This window comes from Nocardioides sp. NPDC054178 (genome assembly GCF_055585005.1).
This window is the reverse complement of the sequence record NZ_JBVJKY010000003.1, coordinates 631,288-646,005: the sequence shown is the minus strand read 5'-3', so window position 1 is coordinate 646,005 and position 14,718 is coordinate 631,288. Positions and strand designations below refer to the sequence as shown.

Below are 14,718 nucleotides of genomic sequence, written 5' to 3'. Positions count from 1 at the left end.
GATACCTCGCTTTAGTGACTGTGTTTTCGTTTCGGGGCTCGCCGCCGACCCTTGCTTTGAGTGTTTCTCGATCGCGCGCCGCGTCAAGGACGGGCTGCGCCCGCCGGCTTCGCCGGTGGCCTACGGCCATCCTGGACTCGGCACCCGATCGAGAAAGATTTCGCCTGTATCGGGGCAGCGGCGAGGGGTGTGGTGCGGGTTCACGTGTCTTGTTCGCTGACTGCGTAACATGGGGCTGAACAGCCTAAATGAGTCGCTTGATGATGCTCAATCGCATATAATAAGGCGCATGAACGAGACCGTCGATCACCTCCTCTACGGGCCGCCTTCGGGTGCTTCCGAGGGTGAACTGGTCGACTGGATCAGCCGTCTCGAAGTCATCAAGTGCACTGCCGAGGCCGTCCAGGCAGAAGCAGCGGTACGTCTCGAGGAAGCGGTCCGGGCGCGCCAGTTAGAGGCTGGGGTGCCTGCCCGGAAGCTGGGCGAGGGGGTGGCCTCGCAGGTCGCTTTGGCGCGCCGGGTCTCCCCGGAGAAGGGTGCCAAGCTGCTCGGGCTGGCGAAGATCCTGATCGCTGAGATGCCGCACACCTTCACGCTGATGAAAGCCGGGCTGTTCTCGCAGTGGCAGGCCACCATCCTCCCCCGGGAGACCGCCTGCCTGTCTCTGGAGGACCGCCGCGCCATTGACGAGCAGCTCTGTGCCACCGGGCCGGACGGCGAGGTACCGACGGTGGTCTCGATGGGGCTGCGGCAGCTCGAGAACGCCGCCAAGAAACTCGCGATCACCCTCGACCAGGAATCCGTCGTCGCCCGCGCCGCGAACGCGACCAAGGACCGCCGCGTCAGCCTGCGCCCGGCACCGGACACGATGACCTGGCTCGGTGCCCTGCTCCCGGTCAAGGACGGGGTCGCTGTGTTCGCGGCGCTGGATCACGCCGCGAAGAGTGCTGCGGCTGCCGGTGATGAGCGGACGCGTGGTCAGGTCATGGCCGACACCCTCGTCGACCGGGTCACCGGACGCGAGACCGGTGCGAAGCCTCGGATCGAGGTCAAGATCGTGATGAGCGCCGAAGCACTCGCCAACGCTAACGCCGCCGACCAGCCTGCACTCGTGGAGGGCTACGGCCCCGTCCCCGCCGGATGGGCCCGCGAAGCGCTGGCCGATGCCGAGGTCTTCGTCCGCCGGTTGTTCACCGACCCCGCCGGGCAGCTCGTGGCGATGGAGTCCCGCTCCAGGAAGGCACCCGACGGGCTGGCCGAGTTCATCGCCACCCGCGATGGCGGGATCTGCCGCACCAACGGCTGTGACGCTCCGATCCGCAACATCGACCACGTCCGACGCCACACCGACGGCGGTGAAACCAGCGCCGCGAACCTGCAAGGGCTGTGCGTGCGGTGCAACCAGGCCAAGGAGGCCCTCGGCTGGTGGGCCAGACCCGGACCCGACGGCAGCATCATCACCACCACACCCAGCGGCCACACCTACCTCAGCCCACCACCCGACACCTGGCCACAGGATCCACCGCCCGAGACTCGGGCACCAGACGCAGTGCCGCTGTCATCAGCCGAGCTCCTGCTGCGCCACGTCGTGCTCGACCACGTCTTGGCGGCCTGAGGCCGCGACCGGGGGAAAGTTTCTTCGGATCGGTGCTTGACCCTGACGCTACGTCAGGCCTGCACGCTTCTTCCACAGCCCCAAACACGGGGCCTCGAAACACCAACCGGAAGAAGGAGCACCACCATGAACAACATCCTCACCCGCCTCATCGGGGACAAGAAGGACTGGAAGCGGATGGAAGCCCGCGCCGCCGAGCTTCCCGCCGACTACCGCACCGTGTATGGCGAGATGAAGAACTACCTGTGGCGCTTCACGGCCGGTGATGGCATGGACATCGTCGCCATCTTGCGCGAGGTCCTCGACCTGTTCGAGACCGAGGCCGCCGCCGGCCGCGGCGTCTTGGAGGTCACCGGGACCGACCTGGCCGCCTTCTGCGACGCCCGGCTGCCCGAGCAGCACGACGCCTACCGCAACAAGCTCCGCGCCAACCTCAACCAGGTCGCCCAGAAGCTGGCGTGAGGTCGCTGCGAAAACGTAAGAGCCCCGCTGGCGTCTCGGGTCACCAGCGGGGCAAGAACAATGTTGCCGCATCACCTAAGGGGTTGTCACCCCCTTTCGGCAAAATCTGCAGAATTTTGCATTGCACGATTGTGGGGCGCCCGAGACGGCCTGAAAAGGCTCCTTCAGATGACCGTCCCGACGTCGTTGGCGACGATGTTGTCCATCGCACGCTCGGCGACGGCGGCGATGGTCATCGACGGGTTGCACGCGCCGGTGGTGCCGGGGATGAGGGCGCCGTCGAGGACGTAGAGGCCGTCCTGGCCCTGGACTCGGCCGTCGAGATCGCAGACGGTGCCCATGTTGGCGCCGCCGAGCGGGTGCCAGGTGCTGTTGACGATGGTGTTGGTGTCGATCAGGGCCCCGAGGCCGCCGCTGATCCGAGAGACCCGCTCGTGGATGGCGCGATAGCTTGCCGAGTCGCCGCCGAAGGGGAAGCGCAGGCTCACCGAGTCGGTGAGCGAGCTGTAGCGGAAGCTGCCACGGTCGGCGCTGACGCCGAAGCCGACGAGCATCGTGGCGCCCAGGTCGAGGCCCAGGGGGAGTGGCGGCAGCGACGCTTGGATCACGGTGTTGGCCGTGGCCGGGTCGGCCCAGTCCTGGCTCTGGTAGACGACGGGCCCACCCTGCGTACCGGTGAGGTTCTCGTCGAAGGGGCGCCACATGTAGATCCGGTCGCCGTTGGTGCCCCAGCCCTGGCCGAGCTGATCGGGAAGGTCGGGGATGGTGTCGGTCGCCGCCGCGCGGACGAGGAGCTTGCTGGTGTTGAGGGAGCCGGCCGCCATCACCAGCGCCCGGGTGGTCAGGATCTTCTGCTCGACCACGTCGCCGGCGTCATCGGTACGGTCGACGTGCACCTCCCAACGACCGTCGGCGGCACGGGCCACCGAGGTCACGTTGTGGCGGGTGGCGACGTGCACGCGCCCCGTCGCCTCCGCCTGCGAGATGTAGGTGACGTCGACCGAGTGCTTGCCGCCGTTGTTGACGCCGAGCGCGCAGTCGCCGTTGGTGTAGGACGGCGCCATCTCGCCGCGCAGCTCTGCGAGCGCATAGGACCAGTCGATCGGCATCGGGATCTTCCGCAGGTCGTAGCCGGCGGCCTCCACGCGCTCGCCGAACGTACGCGAGACCCGGTAGTTGTCCGAGGCGATCAGCTCGTCGGGCGCGGTCGCCGCCCCGAGCATCTTGGCCACGCGCGGGTAGTGGACCCGGTCCATGAGCTCGTAGTCGAGCTCGTTCGGGAACCAGGTGTTGAAGACCTCCGCGGAGGGCTGCAGCGTCATGCCCTGATAGACCAGGGAGCCGCCGCCGACACCGGCCGCGCACATGGCCAGCATGTTCTGGCCGAGCACGGGCTCGAGCAGGCCGACGTACGGCCCGAAGTTCAGGGGAGTGCCGAGCAGCTTCTGCAGCGGCTTGAGTGCCTCGGGCGCGGTGGTGTGGAACAGCACCCGCTTGTCGAGCGAGCGCACCGTCGGAAAAGTCTGCGCGTCCGGACCGGTCGGCCAACGACGGCCACGCTCGAGCACCGTGACCGGAACGCCGGCCTCGGCCAGTCGCAGCGCGGCGACGCCGCCCCCGAAACCGGACCCGACGACCACCGCCCGGTGCTCCTCCCGCACCAGCCGTACGCGGCGCGGCGAGGTGGCTGCGGCCGGGCCGGCCAGCAGCCCGGACGCAGCTGCGCCGGCAGCGGCAGCGCCGGTCAGAAACGTACGTCTGGAGGCAGACGTGGACAACGAGGACATGGTCAAGGGGACTCCCTCGGCTCGCGAATCGTCGGTTACTGCCGCGTAAGAGTTGACGAACGACCGAGATGTGTCAAGGTTCACAACCCCGTTCTGGACAACTGTGTCCGGAACGCGACACGTCCACCGATGCCCTGTACAGCAACACAGAAGGCGCAACCACAGGGATGTAGGCTGACCGCACTTCCAACAGCTAAGGACGATCTGAACCCCGATGGACGGACCGCAACCCGGCCAGTATCCATGCCCGCTGAGTGATTCGAGGCCGTACCAGTCGAGGTCGGTGAGATGACCGAGATCCTGTTCATCCTCCTGGCGCTGCTGCTGGTCGCCGCGTGCGGCGTGTTCGTCGCCGCCGAGTTCTCCCTGGTCACGGTCGACCACTCCCAGGTGGAGATGGCCGCCGAGCAGGGCGACAAGGGCGCCCAAGGCGTACTTCGCGCGATGAAGGAGCTCTCCAGCAACCTCTCCGGCGCGCAGGTCGGCATCACCGTGACCAACCTCGGCATCGGCTGGTTGTCCGAGCCGGCGATCGCCGAGCTGATCGACGCACCGCTGCTCTCCACCGGGCTGCCCGAGGGGGTGGTGGAGGCGATCGCGGTGGCCATCGCGCTGACCCTGTCCACGATCGTGACGATGCTCTTCGGCGAGCTCGTCCCCAAGAACCTCGCACTGGCGCTGCCGCTGGAGACCGCGCGCGTCACCCAGGGCCCGATGCGGGCCTTCACCCGGCTCATGCGCGGCCCCATCAAGATCCTCAACGGCACCGCCAACGCGATCGTGCGCCGCCTGGGCATGGAGCCGCAGGAAGAGCTGCGCTCGGCGCGCAGCTCGGCCGAGCTCTCCTCGCTGATCCAGCGCAGCGCCCACGAGGGCACCCTCGACGCCGACACCGCCGAGCTGATGGAGCGCTCGGTCGAGTTCGGCACCCGCACGGCGGGGGAGATCATGACCCCGCGCGTACGCGTCCACAGCCTCGACCACAACGACCGCGCCGAGGCGCTGATCGAGCTCACCCGGCGCACCGGCAACTCCCGCTTCCCGGTGCTCGACGACGACGAGGCCGTGGTCGGCACCGTGCACGTCAAGGCGGCCGTGGCTCTGCCGGTGCACGAGCGGCCCACGGCCAAGGTCAAGCACCTGATGGTGCCGCCGGTGGTCGTCCCCGACTCGCTGCGCCTGGACCCGCTGATGGCGCTGCTGCGCGCGGAGGGGTTCCAGCTGGCCGTGGTGCTCGACGAGTACGGCGACCAGGCCGGCATCGTCACCCTCGAGGACGTGATCGAGGAGATCGTCGGCGATATCGCAGACGAGCACGACCCGCTCAGCGCCCGTGCCCGGCTGCGCCGTGACGGCGGCTGGTCGCTCTCGGGCCTGTTGCGCCCCGACGAGGTCGAGGACATCACCGGCGTCGCCCTGCCCGAGGGGGAGGACTACGACACCGTCGCCGGTCTGATGCTGAGCCTGCTGGGCCGCATCCCCGAGCCGGGCGCGAGCGCCGAGCTGACGGTGCCCGGCACCCCGCCGCCCGACTCCGACGACGACGACGTCTACGCAAGGTATGTGAAGCTGACCGTGGAGCTCATGGACGGGCGCAGGATCGACCGGATCTCGATGCAGGTGATCGGCTGATGAGCACCACCATGGGACTCGTGCTCGGCCTGGTGCTGCTGCTCGCCAACGCCTTCTTCGTCGGCTCGGAGTTCGCCCTGGTCTCGGCCCGGCGCAGCCAGATCGAGCCGGCCGCCCAGGCCGGCTCGCAGATGGCCAGGATCACCCTGCGGGCGATGGAGAACATCAGCCTGATGATGGCCGGTGCCCAGCTGGGCATCACGGTCTGCTCGGTGCTGCTGCTGGCGATCACCGAGCCGGCGCTCGCCCACCTGCTCGAGCCCGGCTTCGACCTGATCGGGCTGCCCGAGGCCTTCCACCACCCGGTCGCGTTCGTGATCGCCATGCTCGTGGTCACCTACCTGCACGTGGTGGTCGGCGAGATGGTGCCGAAGAACATCGCCCTGGCCGGCCCCGACAAGGCCGCCCTGGTCCTCGGCCCGGCCATCTACGCGGTCGTCTACGTGCTGCGACCGATCATCGTCGCCTTCAACTACGTCGCCAACGTCTGCATCCGGGCCCTCGGCATCGAGCCCAAGGACGAGGTGAGCTCCGCGTTCACCCGCGCGGAGGTGGCGGCCATGGTCGAGGAGTCCCGCGGCGAGGGACTCCTGGAGGAGGACGAGTACGGTCGCCTGGCCGGTGCGCTCGGGTTCACCGAGAAGACGGTCGCCAAGGTCACCATCCCGATCTCCGACTGGACGATCGTGCCGCGCGGAGCCTCGGGCGCCGACATCGAGACGGTGTGCGCCTCGACCGGCTACAGCCGGTTCCCGGTCGCCGGGGAGAACGGCGACCTGGTCGGCTACCTGCACATCAAGGACATCCTCGAGCCCGATGACGTACGCCGCCGCCAGCCCGTCCAGAACAAGTGGATCCGCCCGTTCGCGACCGTCACCCCCGACGACGCGCTCCACGAGACGCTCGAGACCCTGCAGCGCCGTGGCGCCCACCTGGCCCGGGTCGTCCGCGAGGACGGCAGCACCATCGGGCTGGCGACGCTGGAGGATGTCATCGAGGAGCTGGTCGGCGAGATCCGCGACGCCGCCCACGCCGACGACTCCACGCCCACCGACTAGGGTTGGTCCGTGCCGCCTCCGGTGACAGGGGCGGTGTCCTGAGCTTGTCGAAATGGAGCCCGTAGATGCCCGACCGTCGATCCGGTGATCCCCGCCTGCAGCATGGCCGGGACACGCGGCAGCGACCCCGGGGATCGGCCGACCGCAACCAGCCCGTGCTCGGCAAGCTGCTCAGCATCCTGCGGCTCGTCTACGCGCCGGTGATGCTCTGGGCCGTGATGATCGCCGAGGACGACACGATCGCGCTGTCCGCGTTCGGGCTCGCGGTGGTCACCGACCTGCTCGACAGCTGGCTGAACCGCAAGCAGCTCGGCCGCCGGCGCTCGGGCGAGCTGCTCGACGTGGTGGCCAACACCGTCTTTGTGCTGGCCGCGACGCTCGCGCTCTGGCAGATCGATGTCATCCCGTGGCCGATCGCGCTGCTGGTGCCGCTTCGGCTCGTCGGCCTGCTGGCCATGATCCCGGCGCTGCGCAGCCGTGGGGTGCGTACGCTCCCGGTCCATCTCCTCGGCAAGGTGGCCGCCTTCTGCCTGCTGGCCTCCTTCCCGCTGCTCTATCTCAGCCACGACATCCCCGAGACGCTCGACCTCGGCCTGGAGCCGAGCCTGCCGATCCAGCTGGCGCAGGCCTTCGGCTGGGCCTTCGCGCTGTGGGGCATCCTGCTGCTGTGGTGGAGCCTGGTCCTCTACGCCCAGGAGGTGCGTCGCCTGATGGCCACCACGCCGCCGTTGGAGAAGGGCGGTGCGGCCCGTGCCTGACCAGATCCCCGGCTCCGAGGACCTGCGCGCCTACGTCACCAAGCCGCTGCTGGACCGCATCACCGACCAGTCGATCGACTCCGACTACATGGCCGCCGCCGCGCGTCGCGAGCCCGCGACGGAGGAGCCGCCCCGGCGTCGCCGGCCGGGCGTGTGGGCGATGGTGGTCGTGGGACTCTTCGCGCTGCTGGCCACCACCGCCGCGGTGCAGACCTCCCGCAACGAGGACATCCGCCAGACCAGCAGGCAGGTCCTGGTCGACCGCATCGAGCAGCGCCAGGACCGGATCGCCGACCTGCACCAGCAGATCTCCGAGCTGCGCGCGGACAACCAGAGCCGCGAGTCGGCCCTCAACGCCCTCGGCTCGCGGGCCGAGTCGGCGTCCTCGTCGGCTGCGGCGACCGCGGAGGAGACCGGGTTCGCGCCGGTGACCGGCCCGGGGATCAGGATCACGATCGACAACGCGGCCGACGGCAGCGAGGGCGGCACCGTGCGCGACTACGACCTCGCCGTGATCATCAACGGGCTGTGGCAGGCGGGTGCGACCGCCGTCGCCGTCGACGGCCAGCGGGTCACCCCACGCAGCGGCGTGATCACCTCCGGCGCGACCCTGCGGATGAACGACGTCTCGCTCTCGCCGCCCTATGAGGTCTCGGCCATCGGCGACACGCGTACGCTGGCCGCACGTTTCGCCGAGACGGTCTCGGGCGCGATGATCCACACCACGACGCAGGACTACGGGATGCCCTACGACGTCGAGAACATCGACCGGCTCACCCTTCCCGCGGCGCCGCCTGATCTGCTGGAGTTGACCCACCTCGGGGCCAAGTCCGAGGACAAGGGCTCCCAGGGCTCAGCGAAGCCCAACGACAACACCGACGAAGACAAGCAAGAGAACAGCGAAGGGGACCGCGAAGAATGATCGCCGTCATCGGCCTAGTGATCGGCATCGTGCTGGGACTGTTCTTCCAGCCCGAGGTGCCTGTCGGTCTGGCGCCTTACCTGCCGATCGCCGTCGTCGCCGCGCTGGACGCCGTCTTCGGTGCGCTGCGCGCGTTCATGGACGGCATCTTCGACGACAAGGTCTTCGTCGTCTCGTTCATCAGCAACGTCGTCATCGCCGCGGGCATCGTCTACCTCGGCGACCGCCTCGGCGTCGGCGGCCAGCTCTCCACCGGCGTCATCGTCGTCCTCGGCATCCGCATCTTCACCAACGTCGCAGCCATCCGGAGGCACATCTTCCATGCCTGACCGGAAGAGGAGGCCGCCGGTGAAGCGGACCGCGGCCAAGCGGACCCCCGCGAAGAAGGCAGCGGCGAAGCCCGCCGCGCCCGCGGAGGAGACCGTCACCGAGGACGTCGCCACGCCCGATGCCTCGGACGAAGGTACGCCGCCGGCCGAGCAGGCGCCGGCGAAGTCCGCGGAGGCTGCGGAGACGGCGCAGACGGCCGAGGCCGAGACCGAGGAGGCGTCCGAGACGGTTGCGCCCGCCGAGGCCGAGACCGACGACGCGCCGTCCGAGGAGGCGGCCGTCGAGGAGCCTGAGGCACCGGCGGCAGAGGACGCTTCGGAGAGTGAGCCCGAGGGGTCTGACGACACCGAGGTCACCGACGACGAGCCGGTCGAGCCCGCCGATACCACCGACGACGTCGAGGATGTGGCCGCGGCGGAGGAGCCTGCCGACGCGCCAGATTCCGACACCGTCGAGCCTGTCGAACCCGTCGACTTCGTCGAGCCTGCCGAGCCGCTCGAGGCCGCCGAGGCGGAGGAGCCGGCGGCCGAGGTGGACGACAAGGCCGATGAACCCGACGAGGTCGCTGCCGCCGAGGAGCCGCCGAAGACCCCGGAGCCGGTCACGTCGGAGGCAGCCGACGAGCCCGAGGAGGAGCCGGCCCCGCTGGTCGGTCGCGCGCGCCTCTTCGACGCGCTCACCCACTTCCGGCGCGGCCAGGTGGCCGTGGCGGTCCTGCTCTGCGTGCTCGGCTATGGCGCCGTGGTGCAGGTGCAGACGAACACCGAGGACTCGACGTACGCCGGTCTGCGCGAGCAGGAGCTGATCGACATCCTCTCCGGCCTGGCCGGCACCACGCAGAAGGCCCAGGAGCAGATCGAGGAGCTCGAGGCGACGCGCGACGAGCTCGAGGACCAGACGCTCCAGCAGCAGACCGCGCTCCAGCGTGCCGAGGAGCAGGTCGACACGCTGCGGGTGATCGCCGGGACCGTGCCGGTCAGCGGTCCGGGGATCACGATCGAGATCGACCCCGGCGCCGACCCGCTGCGGCTGACCGCGCTCCTCGACCTGATCGAGGAGCTGCGCACCAGCGGTGCCGAGGCGATGGAGATCGAGGGGGCCGACGGCGAGGCCGTACGCCTCGTCGCATCGTCCTCGATCGAGGTCGGCCAGCCCGGGTCGGGGCTCAACGTGGGCGGCGAGATGATCAGCCCGCCCTACCGTCTCCAGGTGATCGGCCCGCCCGACACGCTGGCCGGCGCGATCGACTTCTACCAGGGCCCGCAGGACCAGCTCGAGGAGCAGGGCGCGGAGGTCACGGTGGAGTCGGAGGAGAAGATCGACATCGAGTCGATTCACACCGTGTCCCGCTGAAGGTTTCGTCGGTGCGGCGCAGTAGGGTTTCGACAACCGGCTCGCGGGACGATCTTCCGCGGCCAGACCAGTACGCCTGAAGAGGAGACGGCCGTGTACCCCGAGGACCTGAAGTACACCAGCGAGCACGAGTGGCTGCGCAACCCTGGCGAGACCGAGGGCTCTGTACGGATCGGGATCACCGACTACGCCCAGGATGCCCTCGGCGACATCGTCTACGTGTCGATGCCCGCCGTCGGCGACACGATCAAGTCGGGCGAGAGCTGCGGCGAGCTCGAGTCGACCAAGTCGGTCAGCGACATCTACGCGCCGATCTCCGGCGAGGTCGTCGCGGTCAACGGATCGCTCGACGCCACGCCCGAGCTGGTCAACGACGACCCCTACGGCGGTGGCTGGCTCTTCGAGGTCACACCCTCGGATCCTGCCGAGCTGGAGAGCCTCCTCGACGCCGCGGCGTACGAGGCATCGCTCGACGCCTGAGAATCCGTGTAGCCGAACCGAACACCTGGGCCGACCTGATAGGTTGCGGATACCATCCCTCAACGTTCACTTGAGGGTAGGTGCCTGGCCCTCGATGAACCTGGAGCTCAAAAATGTCCGTGTGCCCCGCTTGCGGCAGCCAGAACCCCGACGAAGCGCGGTTCTGCTCGCAGTGTGGCGTAAGCCTGACCGGGACCGACCAGACCTCGACGATTCAGCTCGGGGCTGACGCCGACACCTCCGACCGGGTGCTCAGCCCGATCGAGGCGGCCACCGTCGAGGCCCTGCCGCGGGGCAACGGCATGCTCGTCGTGCAGCGCGGTCCCGGTGCCGGAAGCCGCTTCCTCCTCGACCAGGACACCGTGGTGGCGGGCCGCCACCCGGACAGCGACATCTTCCTCGACGACGTGACCGTCTCGCGTCGCCACGCGGAGTTCGCGCGCACCGGTGACACTTTCGAGGTCTCCGACGTCGGCAGCCTCAACGGCACCTACGTCAACCGTGACCGGATCGAGAAGGTCGTTCTCAAGGACGGCGACGAGGTCCAGGTCGGGAAGTTCCGGCTCGTCTTCTACGCCGGGCACGAAGGGGCGTAGCCGATGGCCGCCGCCGCGATGCCTGACCCTCAACGGCCGGCTAGCGACTCGGGGGAGCGGCTCAACATCGGGCAGGTCCTGGACCAGCTGCGTCCGGACTTTCCCACGGTCACCATCCCGAAGATCCGGTTTCTCGAGGACAAGGGACTGATCAAGCCGGAGCGTACGCCCGCGGGCTACCGCAAGTTCTCCCGCCGTGATGTCGAGCGGCTGCGCTATGTCCTGAGGATGCAGCGAGACCACTACCTGCCGCTCAAGGTCATCGGCGAGCACCTCGACGCGATCGACCGCGGCCTGGAGCCGCCGGCGATCGAGCCGACCGTCCCCACCGTCCCGACGGTGGCCCTGACGCCCAGTGGCGCGCCGGGGGCGGAGTCGTTCCGGCGTACGGACAGCATGCGGATCTCGCGGCGCGAGCTCCTCAAGGTGGCCGAGGTCGACGACGCGCTGCTCACCGAGCTGGAGAAGATGGGGCTGGTGGTGCCGCTGCGCAGCGGTCACTACGACACCGACGCGCTCGCGATCGCGCGCACGGCCAAGGAGCTGTCCGAGTTCGGCATCGAGCCCCGTCACCTGCGCGGCATGAAGGCTGCGGCCGACCGCGAGGTCGGTCTCATCGAGCAGATCGTGGCGCCGCTGAGGCGCCCGGGGAACGCCGGAGCGCAGGGCCGGGCCGAGGAGATCGGCAGCGAGATCGCCTCGCTGGCGGTCCGTCTGCACGCCACCTTGGTGAAGTCGGGGCTGCGCGACCGCTGACTCGGTTCGTGTCGCCGGTCAACCGGGCTGCTGTCGCGACCCTGAGGCGGGTAGGGTGGATGACATGCGCGAGGTCGATGTGCTCGGAGTCCGAGTGGAGATGCCCTCCAACCAGCCGATCGTGCTGTTGCGCGAGGTGGCGGGTGAGCGATATCTGCCCATCTGGATCGGTGCGGTGGAGGCGACCGCGATCGCCTTCGCCCAGCAGGGCGTGGTGCCGCCCAGGCCGCTGACCCACGACCTGCTCAAGGACGTGCTGGAGGCGACCGGCAACGAGCTGACCGAGGTGCAGATCACCTCGGTCACCGACCGTGTCTTCTACGCCAACCTGGTCTTCGCCTCGGGCGTCGAGGTCAGCGCGCGACCGTCGGACTCGATCGCGCTGGCGCTGCGCACGGGCACCAAGATCGTGGTCTCCGACGAGGTCCTCGACGAGGCGGGGCTCGCTGTCCCGGCCGAGCAGGAGGACGAGATCGAGAAGTTCCGCGAGTTCCTCGACGAGATCACGCCCGAGGACTTCGAGTCCCACTGAGGCTGGGCGGGACGGGGCGCGATCACTCGCTCAGCGCGAGCATCGCCTTCTCGTCGACCGTGTCGGTCTGCGCCTGGTAGACGATCACGCGCTGACCGCCGGTGCGGGCCAGTTGCATGACCTCGTAGGTGAGGGTCATCCGGCCCACCCGCGGATGCTCGAAGGTCTTGGTGCCGCCACTGCGCTCGCACACGTCGTAGAGCTCCCAGATCGCGGCGAACTCCGGCGACTTGAGCAGCAGCTCGCCGACCAGCGCCGCCAGCCGCGGTGAGTCGACGTCGGCGCCACCGACGGCGCGCAGGTGGGCGACCGAGCTGGTCACCGTCTGGTGCCACGGGTCGAGCAGGTGGCGACCCACCGGGTCGAGGAACAGGTAGCGCGTCAGGTTCCGGTGCTCCCGGGGCCCGTCCCACAGGCCCGGGTAGAGCCGCCGGGCCGGGAGGTTGGCGGCCAGGACGTCGTTGTGCCTGCTGAACACGAACGCCGGCAGCGGGCCCAGCTGCTCGAGCATGACGAGCACCGAGGGACGTACGGTCGTGTCGGTCGTGGCCTGGGGCACGCTGACGCGTCCCGAGGCGACCTCGGCCAGCTCGTGCAGGCGCTGGTGGGCATCGCCGGTCAGCCGCAGCGTGCGGGCCAGGGAGTCCAGGACCGCCGTCGACGGGTTGGTCTCGCGTCCTCGCTCCAGCCGGGTGTAGTAGTCGACCGAGACACCCGCGAGAGCGGCCAGCTCCTCGCGCCGCAGCCCAGGCGTACGCCGCACGCCGGTGCCGGCGGGCAGGCCCGCCTCTTCGGGGGTGACCCGCGCCCGGCGGGCGCGCAGGTAGCGCCCGAGCTCGGTCGAAGCCATGTCGCTCATTCCACCAGTGTGCCGCAGGCACGGCCCGGGTGAGGGGCCGTGCCACACCCACCCCTGGTGACACCCCGGCATCGCGCGGTCTGCCGCCGAGCGCGAGGCGAGGCAAGACTCCTCGGCACAGCGATCCGGAGGAGGAGCACCATGACTGCAGTTGCCCACGAGGTGTCGAGCGGAGGCCCGGCGACCGCGCCGGCGGGAAGCGTTCGAGCGCTGCTCGCCGCGCTCCTGGGCTTCACCGTGATCACGGTGGACGTGTCCGCGGTGAACATCGCGCTGCCCTATCTGCACCGGGATCTGGGTGGAGGGATGGCCGGGCTGCAGTGGGTCGTCGACGCGTACACGTTGATGTTCGCGGCCCTGATGCTCTCGGCCGGCGCGGTGACCGACCGGGTCGGCCCGGTGCGGGCCTACGCCCTGGGTGTCGTGCTGTTCACCCTCGCCTCCGTGGCCTGCGCCGCCGCTCCGGCGATGCCGGCGCTCATCGCGGCGCGGGTGCTCCAAGGCGCTGCCGCGGCGCTGGTCATGCCGGCGTCGCTGGCGCTGGTGCGGGTGGCGTACGACGCCGCGCGGGCCCGGGCACAGGCCATCGCCGTATGGACGATCGGGGGATCGGCGGCGATGGCGCTGGGTCCGGTGGCCGGCGGCCTGCTGAGCGAGTACGCCGGGTGGCGCTGGGTGTTCCTGGTCAACGTGCCGGTCGGAGTCCTCGTCGTGACCCTGCTGGCCGGCCTGCGGATCCGGCCGGTGCGGCGCCGGGCACCGCTCGACCTGCCGGGCCAGGCGCTCGCGGTGGTCGCGCTGTCCGCCCTGACGTACGCCGTCATCGAGGCCGGCCACAGCGGCTGGCGCCCGGGCGCCGTGCTCGCGGCGGTGGTCGCGTTCTCGGCGGTCGTCGCCTTCGTCGTGGTGGAGCGCCGCTCCGCGGCGCCGGTGCTGCCTCTCGCCCTGGTGGCTCGGGGCCGGGTGGCGGTCGCGCTGGTCTCCGGGTTCGGCATCAACTTCGGGTTCTACGGCGGGATCTTCCTGCTCGGGCTCTACTACCAGCAGGTGCGGGGCTGGAGCGGTGCCGCGGCGGGGCTGATGTTCGTCATCCCGGCGGCCTTGACCACCTGCGCCAACGTGCTCGCCCCACGCCTGGCGTACGTCATCGGCCGGCGCCCACTCATCGTCGGCGGCCAGCTGATTCTGGCCGTGGGGATGCTCGCCCTGCTCCCGCTCACGACGACCACGCCCGTCTGGGCGGTCCTCGTCCTGCTGGTCCCGCTCGCCACCGGCGGCGCGCTGGCGATCACCCTTGTCACCGCGGACCTGATCGACGCCGTCGAGCCCGCCCGGGTCGGTGTCGCCACCGGCGCGCTGAGCACGTTCCGGCAGACGGGCGGCGCGATCGCGGTCGCCGTCTTCGGGGGCCTGGGGGCCGGTGCGACCGGGATCCTCACCCTCTCCGGGATGCGGGCCTGCCTCCTCGTGGGAGCTGTCGTCCTGGTGCTGACCGCACTGGTCGCGACCGCCAGGCGTCGAAGGTCTCAGGCTATACTTGAGGGTTAGCCCCAACGACACGCCGGAGGGGTTCTTTGA

The 14,718-nt window shown here is 69.8% G+C and carries 15 protein-coding genes; 13 read left to right on the top strand and 2 right to left on the bottom strand.

Annotated features, from left to right (window positions below; all coding sequences use genetic code 11):
- The first annotated feature begins 289 nt into the window (after window positions 1–289).
- Both ACZ6WN_RS15730 and ACZ6WN_RS15725 read left to right on the top strand, forming a co-directional pair.
- The gene (locus tag ACZ6WN_RS15730) at window positions 290–1,615 is read left to right on the top strand and encodes an HNH endonuclease (protein WP_465865773.1); all 1,326 of its coding nucleotides are present in this window, start codon (window positions 290–292) and stop codon (window positions 1,613–1,615) included.
- A 126-nt stretch (window positions 1,616–1,741) separates the two neighbouring features.
- The gene (locus ACZ6WN_RS15725; protein ID WP_465865772.1) at window positions 1,742–2,077 is read left to right on the top strand and encodes a DUF1048 domain-containing protein; all 336 of its coding nucleotides are present in this window, start codon (window positions 1,742–1,744) and stop codon (window positions 2,075–2,077) included.
- Window positions 2,078–2,241: 164 nt separating this feature from the next.
- Here the strand turns inward: ACZ6WN_RS15725 and ACZ6WN_RS15720 are convergent, their stop codons facing one another.
- Window positions 2,242–3,855: a GMC oxidoreductase gene (locus ACZ6WN_RS15720; protein ID WP_465865771.1), complete on the bottom strand. Its 1,614-nt coding sequence runs from the start codon at window positions 3,853–3,855 to the stop codon at window positions 2,242–2,244.
- A 297-nt stretch (window positions 3,856–4,152) separates the two neighbouring features.
- On the opposite strand from ACZ6WN_RS15720, the gene ACZ6WN_RS15715 reads away from it, so the two are divergent.
- The 10 genes from ACZ6WN_RS15715 to ACZ6WN_RS15670 all read left to right on the top strand — a co-directional run bounded on the left by ACZ6WN_RS15715 (window position 4,153) and on the right by ACZ6WN_RS15670 (window position 12,281).
- On the top strand, window positions 4,153–5,496 hold the full coding sequence (locus ACZ6WN_RS15715; protein ID WP_465865769.1) for a hemolysin family protein: 1,344 nt from the start codon (window positions 4,153–4,155) through the stop codon (window positions 5,494–5,496).
- A complete protein-coding gene (locus ACZ6WN_RS15710) occupies window positions 5,496–6,554 on the top strand; it encodes a hemolysin family protein (RefSeq protein ID WP_465865768.1) in 1,059 nt (352 codons plus the stop codon). The genes ACZ6WN_RS15715 and ACZ6WN_RS15710 overlap by 1 nt, the downstream gene beginning before the upstream one ends.
- A 65-nt stretch (window positions 6,555–6,619) precedes the next feature.
- Window positions 6,620–7,312 carry a CDP-alcohol phosphatidyltransferase family protein gene (locus ACZ6WN_RS15705; RefSeq protein WP_465865766.1) on the top strand — a complete coding sequence of 231 codons (693 nt, stop codon included), beginning with the start codon at window positions 6,620–6,622 and terminating at the stop codon, window positions 7,310–7,312.
- Complete coding sequence (locus ACZ6WN_RS15700; protein ID WP_465865765.1) at window positions 7,305–8,234, top strand: DUF881 domain-containing protein; 930 nt, start codon at window positions 7,305–7,307, stop codon at window positions 8,232–8,234. The genes ACZ6WN_RS15705 and ACZ6WN_RS15700 overlap by 8 nt, the downstream gene beginning before the upstream one ends.
- A complete protein-coding gene (locus tag ACZ6WN_RS15695) occupies window positions 8,231–8,563 on the top strand; it encodes a small basic family protein (RefSeq protein ID WP_008359542.1) in 333 nt (110 codons plus the stop codon). The genes ACZ6WN_RS15700 and ACZ6WN_RS15695 overlap by 4 nt, the downstream gene beginning before the upstream one ends.
- A 19-nt stretch (window positions 8,564–8,582) precedes the next feature.
- Window positions 8,583–9,917, top strand: a complete 1,335-nt coding sequence (locus tag ACZ6WN_RS15690; protein ID WP_465865764.1) for a DUF881 domain-containing protein — start codon at window positions 8,583–8,585, stop codon at window positions 9,915–9,917.
- 93 nt (window positions 9,918–10,010) lie between these two features.
- Entirely contained in the window at window positions 10,011–10,397 is a 387-nt protein-coding gene (gene gcvH / locus ACZ6WN_RS15685) for a glycine cleavage system protein GcvH (RefSeq protein WP_465865763.1), read from the top strand.
- Window positions 10,398–10,510: 113 nt separating this feature from the next.
- Complete coding sequence (locus tag ACZ6WN_RS15680; protein WP_091042036.1) at window positions 10,511–10,993, top strand: FHA domain-containing protein; 483 nt, start codon at window positions 10,511–10,513, stop codon at window positions 10,991–10,993.
- A 3-nt stretch (window positions 10,994–10,996) separates the two neighbouring features.
- Complete coding sequence (gene ftsR, locus ACZ6WN_RS15675; protein WP_465865762.1) at window positions 10,997–11,749, top strand: transcriptional regulator FtsR; 753 nt, start codon at window positions 10,997–10,999, stop codon at window positions 11,747–11,749.
- Window positions 11,750–11,813: 64 nt separating this feature from the next.
- Window positions 11,814–12,281, top strand: coding sequence for a bifunctional nuclease family protein (locus ACZ6WN_RS15670; RefSeq protein ID WP_091042032.1), 468 nt, complete (start codon window positions 11,814–11,816; stop codon window positions 12,279–12,281).
- Window positions 12,282–12,303: 22 nt separating this feature from the next.
- On the opposite strand, the gene ACZ6WN_RS15665 is transcribed toward ACZ6WN_RS15670, so the two are convergent.
- Window positions 12,304–13,140 (bottom strand): helix-turn-helix transcriptional regulator, encoded by an 837-nt coding sequence (locus ACZ6WN_RS15665; protein WP_465865761.1) that lies wholly within the window; start codon window positions 13,138–13,140, stop codon window positions 12,304–12,306.
- A 141-nt stretch (window positions 13,141–13,281) separates the two neighbouring features.
- Here ACZ6WN_RS15665 and ACZ6WN_RS15660 point away from each other — a divergent pair, with 141 nt between their 5' ends.
- Window positions 13,282–14,688: an MFS transporter gene (locus ACZ6WN_RS15660; RefSeq protein ID WP_465865760.1), complete on the top strand. Its 1,407-nt coding sequence runs from the start codon at window positions 13,282–13,284 to the stop codon at window positions 14,686–14,688.
- Window positions 14,689–14,718 lie beyond the last annotated feature (30 nt).

Coding starts and splice junctions, on each gene's coding strand:
- ACZ6WN_RS15730 (WP_465865773.1), top strand. CDS start 290: ATGAACGAGACCGTCGATCACCTCCTCTACGGGCCGCCTTCGGGTGCT.
- ACZ6WN_RS15710 (WP_465865768.1), top strand. CDS start 5,496: ATGAGCACCACCATGGGACTCGTGCTCGGCCTGGTGCTGCTGCTCGCC.
- ACZ6WN_RS15705 (WP_465865766.1), top strand. CDS start 6,620: ATGCCCGACCGTCGATCCGGTGATCCCCGCCTGCAGCATGGCCGGGAC.
- ACZ6WN_RS15680 (WP_091042036.1), top strand. CDS start 10,511: ATGTCCGTGTGCCCCGCTTGCGGCAGCCAGAACCCCGACGAAGCGCGG.
- ACZ6WN_RS15660 (WP_465865760.1), top strand. CDS start 13,282: ATGACTGCAGTTGCCCACGAGGTGTCGAGCGGAGGCCCGGCGACCGCG.
- ftsR (WP_465865762.1), top strand. CDS start 10,997: ATGGCCGCCGCCGCGATGCCTGACCCTCAACGGCCGGCTAGCGACTCG.
- ACZ6WN_RS15665 (WP_465865761.1), bottom strand. CDS start 13,140: ATGAGCGACATGGCTTCGACCGAGCTCGGGCGCTACCTGCGCGCCCGC.
- ACZ6WN_RS15670 (WP_091042032.1), top strand. CDS start 11,814: ATGCGCGAGGTCGATGTGCTCGGAGTCCGAGTGGAGATGCCCTCCAAC.
- ACZ6WN_RS15695 (WP_008359542.1), top strand. CDS start 8,231: ATGATCGCCGTCATCGGCCTAGTGATCGGCATCGTGCTGGGACTGTTC.
- ACZ6WN_RS15725 (WP_465865772.1), top strand. CDS start 1,742: ATGAACAACATCCTCACCCGCCTCATCGGGGACAAGAAGGACTGGAAG.
- ACZ6WN_RS15715 (WP_465865769.1), top strand. CDS start 4,153: ATGACCGAGATCCTGTTCATCCTCCTGGCGCTGCTGCTGGTCGCCGCG.